The sequence below is a fragment of the Castellaniella ginsengisoli genome (assembly GCF_040955415.1).
Taxonomy (GTDB): Bacteria; Pseudomonadota; Gammaproteobacteria; order Burkholderiales; family Burkholderiaceae_B; genus Castellaniella; species Castellaniella ginsengisoli.
Map to the genome: position 1 here is coordinate 1604608 of NZ_CP158257.1, position 15712 is coordinate 1620319.

A 15712-nucleotide genomic window follows, 5' to 3' on the forward strand; every position below is an offset into this window, starting at 1 on the left:
GCAGCCGGAACCGGGTGAGCTGCGCGGCCGGAAGGGGGCCGTGCGGTCGAGGTGCCGCACAAGAACCCACCGGAAACTACAGCAAGAACACCGTCGCCAGCCCCAGGAACAAAAAGAACCCCAGCGAATCCGTGGCGAACGTCAGCAGCACCGACGAGCCCACGGCGGGGTCCTTGCCGAAGCGGTCGCGCAGCAGCGGAATCAGCACCCCCAGCGCCGCGCCGATCAGCATATTGCCGACCATGGCCGCCATCATCACCCCGGCCACCGCGTACGAGTCGGAGATCACCCAGGCGAAGGTCGCCGCCACCAGGCTGCCGCAGGCGCCCACCAGAAAGGTGACCTGGAGTTCGCGCTTGACCAGTTGCGCGATGTTCGCGCCGGTGACGCGGCCCGTGGCCATGGCGCGGATGATCATGGTCATGGTCTGGTTGCCGGAATTGCCGCCGATGCCCGCTACGATGGACATCAGGAACGCCAGGATCACGATGTGGCTGACCGTTTCTTCGAAGCGCGACGCCACCAGGGATGCGATCGAGGCCGTGCACAGGTTCACCAGCAGCCAGGGCGCGCGGTTGCGCAGGGCGGCCAGGACGGGCGCAAAGATGTCTTCTTCCTGCAGGCCGGCGCGCGACAGTTCCTGCTCGTGGGAGTCTTCCTGCAGCACGTCCACGACCTCGTCGATGGTGACGCGGCCGATCAGGCGGCCCTGTTCGTCCACCACCGGGGCCGACACCAGGTCATAGCGCTCGAAGGCGTTGGCGGCGTCGATGTCGGGGTCCATGGGGTTCAGGCTGAGGACGTCGGGCTCCATCACCGCGTTGACCAGGGTGTCGGGTTCGCTCAACAACAAGCGTGACAGCGACAGGGTGCCGCGCAACTGGTCGTCGCGGTCTACCACGAAAATCTGGTCGGTGTGGTCGGGCAGCTCATGCAGCCGGCGCAGGTAGCGCAGCACGACTTCCAGGGTCACGTCCTCGCGCACCCGCACCATGTCGAAGTCCATGATGGCGCCGACGGTGTCCTCCGGGTAGCCCATGGCGGCGACCAGTTGGGCGCGCTCGGCGTCGGTCAGGCCTTTCTGGACCTCGGAGATGACGTCGGGCGGCAGATCGGGCGCGAGATCGGCGATCTCGTCGGCGTCCATGGCGCCCGTGGCCGCGATCAGGTCCTCGTGGTCCATGGACGCGATCAGCGATTCGCGGACCCAGTCCTCGACTTCCAGGAGCACGTCGGCGTCGTGCTCCTGGCTGACCAGTTGCCATACCGCCTGGCGTTGCTGCACCGGCAGGGATTCCAGGATGAACGCGATATCGGCCGGATGCAGCGTGTTGACGATCTGGCGGATTTCGTCTTCGTGCTGGCGCTGCAGCATGCCTTCGAGCAGGTTCGAGCCGTCCTCGTCCTCGCTTTCGTGCTGGCGTTGGGCGAGCGCGTCCACGACCTCTTGGCGTTTCAGGATGGCTTGCAGTTCCTGCAGCGCCAACTGGGCGTCCTCCGGGTCCAGGCGGCGCGGGATGACGACCGGGACGGCGGTCTCGGCGATGGTGGTCTGCTCGGCCATCGGGGCGGATTCCTCAGATCGGGGGGAGGGGGCGGCTGTGGCGGTTTTCGTCGGTGGCGACGTAGGTCAGGGTGGCCTCGGTGACCTTGACGACTTCGGTCTCCAGGCGCTGGCGCTCGGCGTAGACCTCGACCGAGACGGTGATGGAAGTCCGGCCGGTGCGCGTGATTTCGGCGTAGAAGCTCAGCAGATCGCCGACGAAGACCGGCTGCTTGAAGGTAAAGGCGTTGACGGCCACGGTGGCGACCCGCCCGCCCGCGCGCCGCGTGGCCGGGATGGAGCCGGCGATGTCCACCTGCGCCATGATCCAGCCGCCGAACACGTCGCCATGGATGTTGGCGTCGGATGGCTGGGGCATGACGCGCAGGGTGACCGGATGTTCGGAGGAGGGCAGTGCAGTGGCCATGGCGGTCTCGAAGTGGATGCCGGTCGCCGTGCCTGGGGCGGCGGGCGCGCATTTCGGCAAAGCGCGTATTTTAACCGTTCGGCACGAAGGTCTCGTGGCGCGGCGGGTCTTTTTTCTCGGCGCGGACCGCCGGCTGCTGAAGGCTTGCGCAGCCCCTCAGGCGGTGGGGCCGGCGAGAAAGCGGTGCGCCAACTGCACCCAGTAGGCGGCGCCCAGCGGGATGATGGCGTCGTTGAAGTCGTAGCTGCCGTTGTGCAAAGTGCAAGGCCCCAGGCCGTGGCCCGTCGTGCGATGGTCGCCCGCGCCGTTGCCGATCCAGACGTAGCAGCCGGGTCGGGCCTGCAGCATGAAGGCGAAGTCTTCCGCCCCCATGGATGGACGCACCTGGGTGTCGACCCGGTCGGCGCCGACCAGGTCGGTCAGCACCTCGGCGCAGAGGGCGGCCTGTTCGGGGTGGTTGACGGTGGTCGGGTATTCGCGGTGGAAAACGAACGCCGCTTCGCAGCGCAATGCCTGGGCGAGCGGGCCGCTCAGGTCGCGCATGCGGGTTTCGATCAGGTTCAGCGTGTCTTGGGAGAGCGTGCGCACCGTGCCGCGCATCACGGCCTGGTCGGGGATGACATTGTCGGCCGAGCCGGCGTGGATCTGGGTCACGCTGATGACGCCGGACTCCAGCGGATCCAGGTCGCGGGTCAGGATGGTCTGGAAGGCCAGGGTGAGCTGGGCGGCCGCGACCACGGGATCCACCCCCAGGTGGGGCATGGCGCCGTGGGCGCCCCGGCCCCTCAGGGTGATCTCGAAGGTGCTGCTGGAGGCCATGATGGGGCCGGCGGTCAGGCCGAAGGAGCCCTCGGCCAGGCCGGGCCAGTTGTGCATGCCGAACACCGCGTCCATGGGAAACTGCTCGAACAGGCCGTCTTCGATCATGCGCCGCGCCCCGCCCCCGCCTTCCTCGGCGGGCTGGAAGATCACATGCACGGTGCCGTCGAAATGGCGATGTTCCGCCAGATAGCGGGCGGCGGCCAGCAGCATGGTGGTGTGGCCGTCGTGCCCGCAGGCGTGCATCACCCCGGGGTTCTGGCTGGCGTGCGGGAAGGTGTTGGCCTCCGGCATGGGCAGGGCGTCCATGTCGGCCCGCAGGCCGATGGACTTGCCCGGTCCGCGTCCGGCGATGCGGCCCACGACGCCGGTTTCCCCCAGGCCGCGATGGACCTCGATGCCCCAGGACTCCAGCAGGCGGGCCACGGTGTCGGCGGTGCGGACTTCCTGGAAGGCAAGCTCGGGCCAGGCGTGGATGGCGCGGCGGATGTCGGTCAGGTCGGGCAGCCAGCCGCCCAGGGTATCGAGGAGCTGTCGTGTCATGTCATGTGCCGATTGATCAGGTCGTCCAGCGCGGCGGCGATCCGCGGATTGGCGGCATAGACGTAGCCGCCCTCGGGCCAGGGTTCCTGGTGGCGGATGTCCTCGCAGACCCCGCCCGCCGCGCGCACCAGCGCCGTGCCGGCGGCCACGTCCCAGGGCGCGAGGCCCATTTCCCAGTAGCCATCGTAGCGCCCGCAGGCCGTCCAGGCCAGATCCAGGGCCGCGGAGCCCTGGCGGCGGATGCCGCGGGTCGCGTGGATCGCGTCATGCAGGGTCGGCATGTAGCGGGATTCGAAGGAGAAATCACGGAAGGGAAAGCCCGTGGCCAGCACCGATTGATCCAGCGTCGGGGTGGGGGAGCACTGAATGCGGCGGCCGTTGAGCCAGGCGCCCAGCCCGAACAGGGAGGAGAACAGTTCTTCGCGGTTCGGATCGTAGACCACGCCGATCAGAGGCGTATCCTGGGGCAATGCGTCGCGGCCGTCCGGGCGGCAGCCCGCGTGGCCGATCAACGCGATGGAAACGGCATAGTGTGGAATGCCGCTGATGAAGTTGGTGGTGCCGTCGAGCGGGTCGATGCACCAGGTGGCCTGGGCGCCTGGCCGGCCGCCGGATTCTTCGGCGATGATGCCGATTTCCGGCGTGCGGGTCTGCAGGATGTCGATGATGGCCTGTTCGGCCTCGCGGTCGGCCTGGGACACCAGATCGTTGCGCATCTTGTGGTCGATCACCAGATCCGCGCGGTGCAGGGCATGTGTTTGTAGAATGGCGGCTGCGGCATGCGCCGCCGTGACGGCGGCATCCAGGCAGTCTGCCGACAGGAAGTGCGAACTGGGCATGATGCGCTGATTCCCGTGATGCGCCCGTCAGGCCGCCAACCGGCCTGCGTGGCGTGTTGCCCCCATTGTACGTGACCCCTGGATGAGTGTTCCCGCGTGTCGGACCATCATGAGATCTTGAAACCCGCCTCCTGGCATGAAGACCCGCGGGGCGTGCCGCGCAGCCTGGAATTCGGCGATGTCTACCACGGCGAGGCCGGGGCGCTGCCGCAAGCGCGCCACGTCTTTCTGGGGGGCAACGGCCTGCCGGGCCGCTGGCGCGGGCGCGCCGCGTTCACCATCGCCGAGACAGGCTTTGGCCTCGGGCACAATTTCCTCGCGGCCTGGCGCGCCTGGCTGGACGATCCTGGACGCAGCGGCCGGCTGCACTACCTGGCCTTCGAGGCGCATCCCTTTGCCGTGGCGGATCTGCAGCGGGCCTGGCGCCGCCTGCCCGAAGACTATCAGCCGCTGGCCCGGGCGCTGGCCGGACGCTGGCCCGATCTGCTTCCGGGCGTGCATCGCCTGGAGCTGCAGGGCGGGCGGCTCACGCTGACGCTGCTGTTTGGCGACATCCGCCGCCAGGCGCGTCAGGCGCGCGCCTGCGTCGACGCCTTTTTTCTGGACGGCTTTGCGCCCCGCGTCAATCCCGACATGTGGTCGCCCGCCGTCTTTGGCCAATTGCGGCGGCTGGCGGTCGCCGGGGCGACGGCGGCGACCTGGTGTTCGGCCGGACAGGTGCGGCGAGACCTGCGCGATGCCGGATTCCTGGTGAGCAAGATCCCCGGCATTGCCGGCAAGCGTGAAATGACGGCCGCGGTCTTGCGCCCCGGCCTGGGGGTGCCCGCGCCCGATCCCGCCCGGCGCCGGGTGGCGGTGGTGGGCGGCGGTCTCGCGGGCGCGGGCGTGGCGCAGGCCCTGGCTGGGCGGGGGCATGAGGTCGAGGTCTGGGACCCCGCGTGCGCTCTGGACGCCGATCCGGCGCTGCGCCGCCGGGGCGCCGCCGCACTGGTGCCGGCCCTCAGCCCGGACGACGACACGCGTTCGCGCCTGAGCCGCGTCGGCCTGGCCCGGGCGCGGGCGCGCTGGCTGGACCTGGACAAGGTGGCCCGGCCGCAGGCCTGCGGCGCACTGGTCTGCGCGCAGTCGGCCGCGCAGGCCGACGTGCAGCGCCGTGCGCTGGAGCGCTTGGGTTTTCCCGTGGATTGGGTGCAATGGCTTGATGCCGTTGAAGCGGGCCGGCGGGCGGGTGTCGGGGTGCCCTGGGGCGGCCTCTGGTTTCCGGGCGCTTTGCGGGTGTGCCCGGGCGAGCTGATTGCCGCCTTGTTGTCCTTGCGGGGGGTGGTGCGCCGTGCCGCGGCTGTCGAATCGCTGGCGCCGGCGCCCGGGGGCGGCTGGTCGCTGCGGGACGCCTCGGGGCTCGAGCAGGGGCGGGCGGACGTCGTCGTGGTCGCCAATGCCCGGCATGCGCGGGCCTTGCTGGCGGAGAGATTGCCGCTCGATCGCCTGCCGGTTTTGTCGGGGCTCACGCCCATCGCCGGGCAGGTCAGCCTGTATCCGGCGGGGGCATCCGATGTGCCGCGCTGCATCCTGTCGGGGCAGGGTTACTGTCTCCCGCCCCAAGACGGCTGGGGCGTTGCGGGCAGCACCTACCGGCCCGGAGCGCCCGACGCGGTGGCGGATGCGGCGGGTCATCAGGATATTCTGGCGCGTGTGCGGGGCTGGGCCGATACGCGGGACATCCCCTGGCTGGGGCGGGAGGGAGTGGTCGGTTGGGCGGGGTGGCGGGCCGCCACGCGGGATCACCTGCCCATGATCGGGCCGGCGCCGGATCAGCCCGGATTGTGGCTGGCATGTGCCTATGGGTCGCGCGGGCTGAGCTGGTCGGCCTTGGCGGGCGACCTCATCGGCGCCTGGATGGATGGCGAACCCGCGCCGATCGAGCGCGAACTGGCCCGGCGCATCGGCGTGCGCTGATTCCGCGGGTGTGGCACGAAGGTTGGCGCAGGAGCCGGCAAGGGCGCAGAATGAACCGCGCGCTTACCGACGGGATTTTATTTTATGGCGCAAATCCGTCAGAATAACGTCTTTTGCAAGACTCATGCGGGTAGATTGCCCAGAGGATCACGCTGTGTCGCCCACCATCGAATTGGCGGACCAAGTTTTTGAGGCCGGCCCGGTCGCTATGACGCCTTCCTGCGTCGAATGGACGTTTCACGCCGGCGAGTGGCGCCTCCGGATCGAGGCCCATGCGCCCGGGGTGTTCCGGCTGCGCTGCGGGCCGCTCGCCTGGCTGGAGCCCGGCAAGCCGACGCTGCGGGCGCAGCGCCAGGCCGACATGCTGCTGGCGCGCCATGAGGCCGTCGGAGAAATGGAATGCCTGACCCGGGAGACGGGCGGCTGGCGCCTGGTCCAGGGCGAGGCCGGCCTGGAGGTCGGCGGCTCCGAGCCCGGCCTGCGCCTGTTCCGGGGCGATGAATGCATCGCCCGCGCCCTGCTGCCGATTCCCTCCGCCGGCAGCGGATCGGGCCGCTGGCCGCTGGTCTGGGCGCTGGAGCCGGACGAGGGCGTATATGGCCTGGGCGAATCCCTGGACGAACTGGATCGCCGGGGGGCGCGCCTGGTTTCCGATGCGCCGGCGGACCGTTGCCTGCCTTTGGCCTGGAGTCCTCGCGGCTGGGGGGCATACGTCAATACCCTCAATCGAGTCGAGCACGATCTTCAGGCCGACGGGGCTTATACCGTCGAAGCATGGGGTGAAGGGCTGGACTTGTTCCTGTTCGTCGGCGACCCTTCCGAAATCCTGAATCAGTACACGGCGCTCACGGGCCGCGCCGGCCAGCCCAATCTCTGGCCTATGGGCGTCTGGCTGGACCAGGCGCCCGGCCAATCCGCCGAATCCAGCCTGCAGCAGATCCGCAGCCTGCGCAGCCAGGGCATGGCGCTCGATGCGCTGGTGCTGGCCGAGCCCGCCATCCTGGGATTCCAGGCCGACAAGCCGGTCTTCGAATGGTCCGGCCGTATCCCCGACTGGCGCGGTTTCGTGGCGCAGGCCGCCGAACTCGACATCCACCTGGCGGGCACCTGCATTCCCGGCGTCCTGCAGGGCACGTCCCTGTTCGAAGAATGGGCGGACCGGGGCTGGCTGCTGTGCGACGCCGAGGGCGAACCCTGGCTCTGCCCCGGTACGCCGGCTTCCGGCGGCCAGCCGTTCGGGCTGCTGGACCTGACGCACCGGGATGCCGCCCGGCTCTGGACGGAACGCCACCTGCAGGCCGTCGAAGAAGGCCTGGAGGCGCCGGTCTGCCAGGCGCAGTTCGACCTGCCCGACGAGATCGAGGCCCGGGGCGGCGAAACCGGCGCGGTGCTGCGCTCGGCGTATCCTCATCTGGCGCGCCGTGCCTTGTTCGATGCCGTCGCGGGCCCGCGCACGCCTCAGGAAGGCGTGTTGCTGAGCCGCGATTTGTTCCCCGGGGTGCAGCGTTTCGCCTGGCAGCAGGGGCCGGCTGTGGACAATGACTGGCAGGGTTACGCGGCCACCTTGCGGGCCGCCCTGTCGGTGGGCAACGGCGGTGTCGCCGTGCAGACGCATCGCCTTGGCAACGCCGGGCGCCCGACGGGCGCCATGACGCCCGAGCTCTACCTGCGCTGGCTGGCGATGGGCGTGTTTTCCGCCAATTTCAGCTTCCAGGGATTGCCCGCGCTGATGCCCGATGCCTTCGATGCCGATACGCGCGCGCTGGTGGCGCATTGGCTGCAATGGCGCTACCGGTTGCTGCCTTATGTGGCCGGCATCATCGATGACGCCGTGCGCACCGGCCTGCCGGTGCAGCGGTCCATGGCTCAGGCCTACCCCGCCGATCCCGACGCGCATGTCTGGGATACGCAATATCTGCTGGGGCCGGCGCTGCTGGTGGCGCCGGTGATGCAGGCCGGCGGAGTGACCGAGGTCTACCTGCCCAAGGGCGATGCCTGGTGGGATCTGAACACCGGCTGGCGCTATGAGGGCGGCACCCGCTGGACGGTGCGGCCGGGCCTGGATACGTTGCCGGTCTTCGGTCGCGAGGGCCACATGCTGTGCCTGGGGCCGACGGCCCAGCACACCGGCGAGATCAACTCGGCCCGGATTCTGGAAGAAGTCTGGATGTTCGGCATGCCCGAGCACAATCCGGTGGTCATGCGCAACAAGATCCGCGTCATGCAGATGCAGGGCTCCAGCTACATCAAGGGCCTGGAAGGCCTGCGCATCCTGCCGTCCGAGGGGCTCGAGGTCAAGCGCCGCGGAGCCGAGGTCAGGATTTCGCGGGCACGCTGATGCACAGGCCGGGATCGAAGACGGGATTCTCGTTGACCCCGTCGCGGCAGTAGCCGCGCGGGTTGCACAGGACGCGGGCGCCATACACCGTATAGTCGAAGCTGTCGTGCGTGTGGCCGTGGATCCAGAGGTCGGCCCGGCCCAGCAGGCTGGCGCATTCGGACACGAAGCCGGCGCTGAGGATGGACTCGGCAAAGCGCGGATGCACGCTGCGCATATTGGGCGCATGGTGGGTGATGACCACCGTCGGCCCGGCATGCGGCGTGTCCAGTTGGGTGTCCAGCCAGTCGTATTGCGCGCGGAACAGCGCCGCGGCGTCCTGGGGGGTGAAGCGCGAGCCGTCGCCGTTGCGGATGACCTGGAAATCGCGCATGAATTCCGCCGTGCGTTCCATGGCCATCTCGCGCAACTCGATCCCGAACAGCTCGAAATCCGTCCAGAGAGTGGCGCCCAGGAAGCGCACCCCATCGATCACGACGGCCTGCTGGTCCAGCAGCCGGATGCCGTGAGCCTGCGCCTGCTCGGCCAGTTCCGCGCGCACGTGGGGGATGGAGCCGCCATAGAATTCGTGGTTGCCCGGCACGTACAGCACGGGGCGGGGGATGCCGCTCGCCCATTCCATGGCCGCCCTGGGCCGGGCGATGTCGCCGGCCAGGATGGTGAGGTCGGCCTGGACCTCGGGCAAGGTCAGGCCTTGCTGGCTGAGGTGCAGATCGGACAGGATGTGCAGCCGCAGAGACGGGTGGTGGGTCGGATCTGGCATGGGACGGTCTCTTTGAATCTCCGGAAATCGGGGTTGGAATACTTGACGCCCTATGGATGCGATGTCAGAATATAGGGCTTCGTGGGTCGTTAGCTCAGTCGGTAGAGCACCGGACTTTTAATCCGTTGGTCGCGCGTTCGAGCCGCGCACGACCCACCAGAATTTCCCATGCGGATCATGAGCTGACGCCTCCCCGGTCGGGAGGCGTCGTGCTTTGCGGCGCTTGGAGGCCATGCATCGCGATGGACGTATCTGCGGGCCGGCAGCATGCGACCGGGTCATTGTGCGGCTGGATGCCCGATGTGTGTATCCGTACTTCCGCGCATGTCTGGCCCGGGGCCAGGGCGCCGTTTCCCGGGAAGCCCCGGGGAATCCCGCTGCGATCCATATTATTTCCAGTAATATATTATCGAAATAATCTGTCGAAACAGCATGGTAAATTCCTGTTTCGCATTCCGTTGATCCGGGATCGCTTTCTTTCATCGCCGGGCCGCCCCAGGATGAAAAGGCCCTGGCGGGCACGCCCGCGGGGCGCAGTGTGTGGGGCGTTTTTCAGTGGCCGTGTATCTTGATCGATCTCGAGAACATCCGTAAGACGTACGAATCCGCTGGCCGGGCGGTGAACGCGCTCGTCGACATCAACCTGAACATTCGCGAAGGCGAGGTCTTCGGCATCATCGGGCGTTCGGGGGCGGGCAAAAGCACCTTGATCCGCATGCTCAACCTGCTGGAGCGCCCCACCGAGGGCAGCGTGCGGGTCGACGGGCGCGACATCACGGCGTTTTCCGATGCCCAACTGCGCGAATACCGGCGTTCGGTGGGCATGGTGTTCCAGCACTTCAACTTGCTGCGTTCACGCACGGTGATGGACAACGTGTGCTTCCCCCTGCGACTGTCGGGCATGCCGCACGCCGACCGCGAGGCCCGCGCCCGCGAAGTCCTGAACCTCGTCGGCCTGGCCGACCAGATGCACAAATATCCGGGGCAACTGTCCGGCGGCCAGCAGCAGCGCGTGGGCATCGCCCGCGCGCTCGCCAGCAGGCCGCGCCTGCTGCTTTGCGACGAGGCCACTTCGGCGCTGGACCCGGAAACCACCCAATCCATCCTGCGCCTGCTGGGCGACATCAACCAGCGCCTGGGGCTGACCATCGTGCTGATCACCCACGGCATGGACGTGATCCGTGCGGTCTGCGACCGGGTGGCGGTGATCGAAGGCGGCCGCATCGTCGAATCCGGGCAGGTGCTGGACGTCTTCCTGCACCCCCGGCACGATGCGACGCGTGCCTTGCTGTCCGAAAGCGGCCTGGACGGCGGCGAGGGCTGGCGGACCCTGGCCCAGGGCGTGCCGGGCCGCCTGCTGCGCCTGAGCTTCCGGGGCGAGAACACCGCCAGCCCTTTGCTCAGCCGCCTGAGCCGCGACCTGGGCCTTGACCTGAGCATCCTGCAAGGTTCCGTGGGCCGGATCAAGGACACCCCCTACGGCCAACTGGTCGTGGCGGCCGAGGGCACCGGATCGGGTCTGGACGGGCTGGCCCCCGCGCTGGATGAAGCCGGCGTCGATTACGAGGTATTGCGGCCATGATGGCGAATGTGGACTGGTGGTTGATCGGCGAAGCCACGATCGACACCCTGTTGATGACGGGCTTTTCCCTGCTGTTCACCGTGCTGATCGGTCTGCCGGTCGGGGTGCTGCTGTTTCTGACCAGCCCCGGGCAGGCGGTGGACAACCGCGCCGTCTACCAGACGGTCGCCTTCATCGTGAATGTGCTGCGCTCGGTGCCGTTCCTGATCCTGCTGATCGTGATGATTCCGTTTTCCCGTCTGGTGGTGGGGACGGCGCTGGGCGTCCAGGGGTCGATTCCGCCGCTCGTGGCCAGCGCGGCGCCGTTCTTCGCCCGGTTGGTCGAGAACGTGCTGCGCGAACTGGACCCGGGCGTGAGCGAAGCCTGCCGCGCCATGGGGGCGACCTCCCGGCAGACGGTGTTGTGGGCGTTGCTGCCGGAAGCCACCACGGGCATCCTGGCCGCCGTCGTGGTGACGGCCATCACCCTGGTCGGCTATTCCGCCATGTCCGGCGTGATCGGCGGCGGCGGCCTGGGCGATCTGGCCGTACGCTACGGCTACCAGCGCTACCAGGGCGACGTCATGGCCGTCACGGTCGTGATCCTGGTGATCATGGTTCAGGTTTTTCAGGTGTTTGGCGACCGCTGGGTGGCCAAGCTCAACAGAAAGTAGTCCCTAGATTCAGGAGATCTCTCATGTTCAAGAAACTCGCGCCGGTTCTGGCGCTGGCATTGCCCCTGGCCTTCGCCGCTCCGGCGCAGGCGGCCAAGCTGTCCGTGGCGGCCACCCCCGTGCCGCACGCCGAACTGCTGGAATTCGTCAAGCCCGATCTGGCCAAGGAAGGCGTGGAACTCGACATCAAGGTGTTCACCGATTACGTCCAGCCCAATCTGCAAGTCTCCGACAAGCAGATCGACGTCAACTTCTTCCAGCATCAGCCGTACCTGGATTCCTTCAACAAGGAACACGACACCAAACTGGTGTCGGTGGGCCTGGTGCACGTGGAGCCCTTCGGCGCCTACTCGCAGAAGATCAAAGACATCAAGGATCTGAAGGACGGCGCCCAGATCGCCATTCCGAACGACCCCTCCAACGGCGCCCGCGCGCTGCTGCTGCTGCAAAAGCAAGGCCTGATCAAGCTGAAGGATCCGAGCAACATCCTGGCGACCGCCCGCGACGTGTCGGAAAACCCCAAGCACCTGAAGTTCCGTGAACTGGAAGCCGCGACGCTGCCGCGCGTGCTGCCCGACGTGGACGTGGCCTTGATCAACACCAACTACGCGCTGGAAGCCGGCCTGAATCCGGTGAAAGACGCCCTGTTCATCGAGGACAAGGACTCTCCCTATGCCAATCTGGTGGTGACCCGCGCGGACCGCACCGACGATCCGGCCGTGCGCAAGCTGGTCGAGGCGCTGCACACCGCCAAGGTCCGCGACTACATTCTGGAGCACTACAAGGGCGCCATCGTTCCCGCGTTCTGATCGCTCCCAGAGCAAGGGAATCCCCCCTGAGTCCTTAGGGGATTTCCCGAAAATCGTGGCGCATGCCCGTGATTCCGGCCTTCCAGGCTGCGGGAATCACGGGCATTTCAGTTAACATGCGCAAGAACGCGGCGAATCGGCCGCAGCAGACGAATCCCACAAGGAGACTCCACATCATGATGTTGTCCAAGACCCTCAAAACCGCTCTGGCGGGGTTGGCCCTTACCCTGGCGCTGCCGATGACCCAGGCTTGCGCGAAGGATCTGATCGTCGCGACCGACACGGCTTTCGTGCCCTTCGAATTCAAGCAGGACGGCAAGTACACCGGCTTCGACATCCAGTTGTGGGAAGCCATCGCCAAGCAGGCCGGCCTGACATACCGCCTGCAGCCGATGGATTTCAACGGCATCATCCCGGGCCTGCAGACGCGCAACGTGGACGTGGCCCTGGCGGGGATCACCATCCGCGAAGACCGCGCCAAAGTGATCGATTTCTCCGAGCCCTACTATGAATCCGGCCTGGCCATCCTGGTCTCCAGCGACAGCCCCATCCAGACCGCCAAGGATCTGGAGGGCAAGATGGTGGCCGTGAAGATCGGCACGGCCACGGTGGACTACATGAAGGCCAACGTGCCTTCGGCCAAGCTCAAGCTGTTCCCGAACATCGACAACGCCTTCCTGGAGCTGGCCACGGGCCGCGTGGATGCCGTGGTGCACGACACGCCCAACGTCCAGTACTACGCCAAGACCGCCGGCAACGGCAAGGTCAAGGTCGTCGGCTCTCTGAAGAGCGGCGATTTCTACGGCATCGCTTTCCCGAAGGGCAGCGAGCTGGTGCCCGTCGTCAACAAGGCCCTGGCCGAGCTCAAGGCCAACGGGACCTACGACAAGCTGTATGAGACCTGGTTCGGCAAGAAAGCTGACGCCGTGAACTGAGCGCGGGCGACCGAACGAACGGCGGCGGCCGGATGCATGCGTCCGGCCGCCGTGTTTTTCATTGCGGCGCCTGTAGCATGCGCGCCGATCTTGACGAGGAAAGACCGTGACTTTCGAATGGTCTGCCATATGGGCCGCCTGGCCCGATCTGATGGCCGGTTCGTGGATGACGATCCAGATCACCCTGCTGGGCCTGGTCGGCGGCACGATCATCGGCGCCCTGACGGGTGTCGTGGTGACGTACGTGCCGGTGCCCGTGACGCGCCGTTCCCTGGGCTGGAGCGTCGTGGTCCTGGCGGCCGCCGTGGTGCTGCTGCGGCTGGCCTCCTGGCTGGGCGATGGCCCCCTGGCCGGCGTGCCCGACTGGGCCTGGTGGGTGTTGCGCCTGGCGGTTCTGGCGGCGCTCGCCTGGCGCTTCCTGTCCTGGATTCCGCTGGTGTTGTCCTTCCTGTCCCAGGTCTACATCCTGGTGATCCGGGGCACGCCGATCGTGGTCCAGGTGATGTTCATCTATTTCGCTCTGCCGCTGCTGGTCAGCCTGCGCATCGACGGCTTTACCGCCGCGACCGTGACGCTGATGATCAATTCCGGCGCCTACATCGCCGAGATCGTGCGCGCCGGCCTGCAGTCGGTGCCCAAGGGCCTGTATGAGGCCGGGCAAGCCATGGGCCTGCCATTCCATAAGATACTGGCCCGCATCATCGGCCCGGTGGCCTTGCGGCGCATGATCCCCACCATGGGCAACCAGTGCATCATCAGCCTCAAGGACTCGTCCCTGTTCATCGTGATCGGGGTGGCCGAGCTCACCCGCCAGGGCCAGGAAATCATCGCCGGCAATTTCCGCGCCGTGGAGATCTGGGGCGCGGTGGCTGTGATTTACCTGATCATGACGGGCTGCATCGCGCTGGTGCTGAAATTCATCGAACACAGGACGCGCATCGTATGAGCATCGTCGAATTCAAGAATGTCACCAAGCGCTTCGGCGAGAACATCGTGCTCGACGGCATCGACCTGAGCATCGATGCGGGCGAGGTCGTGGTCGTGGTCGGGCCCTCCGGTTCGGGCAAATCGACTTTCCTGCGTTGCATCAATGTGCTGGAAACCATTCAGGGCGGCGACATCGTCGTCAACGGGCAAAGCGTCCTGGGCCCTCCGGCGCAGGTGCGCGAACTGCGCCGCGAGGCCGGCATGGTGTTCCAGCAGTTCAATCTGTTTCCCCAGTTGACGGCATTGGAGAACGTGATGTTCGGCCCTCTCCATACCCGGGGCACGCCCAAGGGCCAGGCGCGCGAGCAGGCGCTGGAGCTGCTGGCCAAGGTGGGTCTGGCCGAGCGCGCCGGCCATTACCCGGGCCAGTTGTCCGGCGGACAGCAGCAGCGTGTGGCCATCGCCCGCGCGTTGGCCATCAAGCCGCTGCTGATGTTGTTCGACGAGCCCACTTCGGCGCTGGATCCGGAGTTGCGCCACGAAGTCCTGAAGGTGATGCAGGACGTGGCCGAGGAAGGCATGACCATGATCGTGGTCACCCACGAGATGGAGTTCGCCCGCAAGGTCGGCAGCCGCCTGATCTTCATGGACGGCGGCAAGATCGCCGAAGACGGCGATCCCGCGACCTTGCTCAGCCAGCCGCCCAGCCAGCGGCTGCGCGATTTCCTGCAGCACGTCGCCTGATCCTCGCGTCCTGCAGGACGCTCGGATGCGACCGGCGCAGGACAGTCCGCAGAGACCGTCCTGTGTCCGATCTCATCACCCCGTGACGCGGATGGTGCGGGTGGCGATGATCTTGTCGGAGCCTTCGCCCGTGATCTGGATGGTGACCTGGCGCGGGCGGAAAGCCTTGTTCGGCAGTTCGGCGCGGCCTTCGAGGGCGATGTAGCGGCCCATGTCGAGGGGCTGCTCGACGAGTTCGACGTAAGCCGTGTTGCCGTTGGGGTAGACGCCCTGGGCAATCAGCTTGATCTGGCCGCGCAGGGCGGGAATCTCGGTTTGCCCCTCGGGCAGGTCCTGGATCAGCAGGATGCGGTAATCCACGCCGCCGTCGCGCGAAACCATATCGGCGCTGCGGATGCCGGGCGAGGTGCCGCGCGGATCGGGCGGAATGGCCTCGATCAGGCTGGAGACGCCGGCGGCCATGTCGGCAACCTGTTTGCGCAACTGCTCGGCGCGGGCGGCCTGTTCCTGCTGGTCCTGCCGCGCCTGCTTGATTTCAGCGCGGATCTTGTCGGCCTCGACGGACAGGCGCTGGCTTTCCAGGTTGGCGGTGTGCAAGTCCGTGCGCAATTGTTCGGATTGTTCGGCCGTGAGGCGCTGCGGGCCATAGCTGCGCTGCAGGAACAAGACGCCGCCGGCGCCCAGGACGATGCCGGTGATCAGCAGGAGCAACCAGCGCGGAATCCCGCGGCTGCGCCGGGTGTAACCGTAGGGGGTGGGCTTGAAGGTGGGGCGTTTCGGGCCGAGCGACATGACGGAATTCCTGAATTGCTTGGATTCTTGCGTAAAGCGGCG

14 protein-coding genes and 1 tRNA gene are annotated in these 15712 nt (G+C 67.3%); 9 read left to right on the plus strand and 6 right to left on the minus strand.

Features of this window, described 5'->3' with window-relative positions:
• Positions 1 to 76: 76 nt before the first annotated feature.
• From mgtE to ABRZ00_RS07655, 4 genes are all read right to left on the minus strand, one after another.
• The gene (gene mgtE, locus ABRZ00_RS07640) at positions 77 to 1564 is read right to left on the minus strand and encodes a magnesium transporter (protein WP_368647645.1); all 1488 of its coding nucleotides are present in this window, start codon (positions 1562 to 1564) and stop codon (positions 77 to 79) included.
• Between the two features lie 13 nt (positions 1565 to 1577).
• Entirely contained in the window at positions 1578 to 1970 is a 393-nt protein-coding gene (locus tag ABRZ00_RS07645) for an acyl-CoA thioesterase (RefSeq protein WP_343836840.1), read from the minus strand.
• A 156-nt stretch (positions 1971 to 2126) separates the two neighbouring features.
• On the minus strand, positions 2127 to 3332 hold the full coding sequence (locus ABRZ00_RS07650; RefSeq protein WP_368644174.1) for a M20 aminoacylase family protein: 1206 nt from the start codon (positions 3330 to 3332) through the stop codon (positions 2127 to 2129).
• Entirely contained in the window at positions 3329 to 4171 is an 843-nt protein-coding gene (locus ABRZ00_RS07655; protein ID WP_343836836.1) for an inositol monophosphatase family protein, read from the minus strand. The genes ABRZ00_RS07650 and ABRZ00_RS07655 overlap by 4 nt, the downstream gene beginning before the upstream one ends.
• A gap of 117 nt (positions 4172 to 4288) precedes the next feature.
• On the opposite strand from ABRZ00_RS07655, the gene mnmC reads away from it, so the two are divergent.
• Both mnmC and ABRZ00_RS07665 read left to right on the plus strand, forming a co-directional pair.
• Positions 4289 to 6127 (plus strand): FAD-dependent 5-carboxymethylaminomethyl-2-thiouridine(34) oxidoreductase MnmC, encoded by a 1839-nt coding sequence (mnmC, locus tag ABRZ00_RS07660; RefSeq protein WP_368647646.1) that lies wholly within the window; start codon positions 4289 to 4291, stop codon positions 6125 to 6127.
• A 208-nt stretch (positions 6128 to 6335) separates the two neighbouring features.
• The gene (locus ABRZ00_RS07665; RefSeq protein ID WP_368647647.1) at positions 6336 to 8465 is read left to right on the plus strand and encodes a glycoside hydrolase family 31 protein; all 2130 of its coding nucleotides are present in this window, start codon (positions 6336 to 6338) and stop codon (positions 8463 to 8465) included.
• On the opposite strand, the gene ABRZ00_RS07670 is transcribed toward ABRZ00_RS07665, so the two are convergent.
• A complete protein-coding gene (locus ABRZ00_RS07670) occupies positions 8443 to 9228 on the minus strand; it encodes a metallophosphoesterase (RefSeq protein ID WP_343836830.1) in 786 nt (261 codons plus the stop codon). The genes ABRZ00_RS07665 and ABRZ00_RS07670 overlap by 23 nt on opposite strands.
• An 83-nt stretch (positions 9229 to 9311) precedes the next feature.
• Here ABRZ00_RS07670 and ABRZ00_RS07675 point away from each other — a divergent pair.
• The 7 genes from ABRZ00_RS07675 (at position 9312) to glnQ (ending at position 14878) form a co-directional block, all read left to right on the plus strand.
• Positions 9312 to 9387, plus strand: a tRNA-Lys gene (locus ABRZ00_RS07675).
• A 409-nt stretch (positions 9388 to 9796) separates the two neighbouring features.
• Complete coding sequence (locus ABRZ00_RS07680) at positions 9797 to 10810, plus strand: methionine ABC transporter ATP-binding protein (protein ID WP_368647648.1); 1014 nt, start codon at positions 9797 to 9799, stop codon at positions 10808 to 10810.
• Positions 10807 to 11463, plus strand: coding sequence for a methionine ABC transporter permease (locus ABRZ00_RS07685; RefSeq protein ID WP_343836825.1), 657 nt, complete (start codon positions 10807 to 10809; stop codon positions 11461 to 11463). Before ABRZ00_RS07680 ends, ABRZ00_RS07685 begins: the two co-directional genes overlap by 4 nt.
• 23 nt (positions 11464 to 11486) lie before the next feature.
• Positions 11487 to 12272: a MetQ/NlpA family ABC transporter substrate-binding protein gene (locus ABRZ00_RS07690; protein ID WP_343836823.1), complete on the plus strand. Its 786-nt coding sequence runs from the start codon at positions 11487 to 11489 to the stop codon at positions 12270 to 12272.
• Positions 12273 to 12451: 179 nt separating this feature from the next.
• Positions 12452 to 13207, plus strand: coding sequence for a glutamine ABC transporter substrate-binding protein GlnH (gene glnH, locus ABRZ00_RS07695; protein WP_368647893.1), 756 nt, complete (start codon positions 12452 to 12454; stop codon positions 13205 to 13207).
• Positions 13208 to 13313: 106 nt separating this feature from the next.
• Positions 13314 to 14153 (plus strand): ABC transporter permease subunit, encoded by an 840-nt coding sequence (locus ABRZ00_RS07700; RefSeq protein ID WP_343836821.1) that lies wholly within the window; start codon positions 13314 to 13316, stop codon positions 14151 to 14153.
• Positions 14150 to 14878, plus strand: coding sequence for a glutamine ABC transporter ATP-binding protein GlnQ (gene glnQ, locus ABRZ00_RS07705; protein WP_343836819.1), 729 nt, complete (start codon positions 14150 to 14152; stop codon positions 14876 to 14878). The genes ABRZ00_RS07700 and glnQ overlap by 4 nt, the downstream gene beginning before the upstream one ends.
• Before the next feature lie 75 nt (positions 14879 to 14953).
• On the opposite strand, the gene ABRZ00_RS07710 is transcribed toward glnQ, so the two are convergent.
• Positions 14954 to 15670: a hypothetical protein gene (locus tag ABRZ00_RS07710; protein ID WP_343836816.1), complete on the minus strand. Its 717-nt coding sequence runs from the start codon at positions 15668 to 15670 to the stop codon at positions 14954 to 14956.
• Positions 15671 to 15712 lie beyond the last annotated feature (42 nt).

Excerpts from the sequence above, each read along its gene's own strand:
- glnH (WP_368647893.1), top strand. The coding sequence starts at position 12,452 with ATGTTGTCCAAGACCCTCAAAACCGCTCTGGCGGGGTTGGCCCTTACC.
- glnQ (WP_343836819.1), top strand. The coding sequence starts at position 14,150 with ATGAGCATCGTCGAATTCAAGAATGTCACCAAGCGCTTCGGCGAGAAC.
- ABRZ00_RS07655 (WP_343836836.1), bottom strand. The coding sequence starts at position 4,171 with ATGCCCAGTTCGCACTTCCTGTCGGCAGACTGCCTGGATGCCGCCGTC.
- ABRZ00_RS07670 (WP_343836830.1), bottom strand. The coding sequence starts at position 9,228 with ATGCCAGATCCGACCCACCACCCGTCTCTGCGGCTGCACATCCTGTCC.
- ABRZ00_RS07690 (WP_343836823.1), top strand. The coding sequence starts at position 11,487 with ATGTTCAAGAAACTCGCGCCGGTTCTGGCGCTGGCATTGCCCCTGGCC.
- ABRZ00_RS07710 (WP_343836816.1), bottom strand. The coding sequence starts at position 15,670 with ATGTCGCTCGGCCCGAAACGCCCCACCTTCAAGCCCACCCCCTACGGT.
- ABRZ00_RS07650 (WP_368644174.1), bottom strand. The coding sequence starts at position 3,332 with ATGACACGACAGCTCCTCGATACCCTGGGCGGCTGGCTGCCCGACCTG.
- ABRZ00_RS07665 (WP_368647647.1), top strand. The coding sequence starts at position 6,336 with ATGACGCCTTCCTGCGTCGAATGGACGTTTCACGCCGGCGAGTGGCGC.
- mgtE (WP_368647645.1), bottom strand. The coding sequence starts at position 1,564 with ATGGCCGAGCAGACCACCATCGCCGAGACCGCCGTCCCGGTCGTCATC.
- ABRZ00_RS07685 (WP_343836825.1), top strand. The coding sequence starts at position 10,807 with ATGATGGCGAATGTGGACTGGTGGTTGATCGGCGAAGCCACGATCGAC.
- ABRZ00_RS07645 (WP_343836840.1), bottom strand. The coding sequence starts at position 1,970 with ATGGCCACTGCACTGCCCTCCTCCGAACATCCGGTCACCCTGCGCGTC.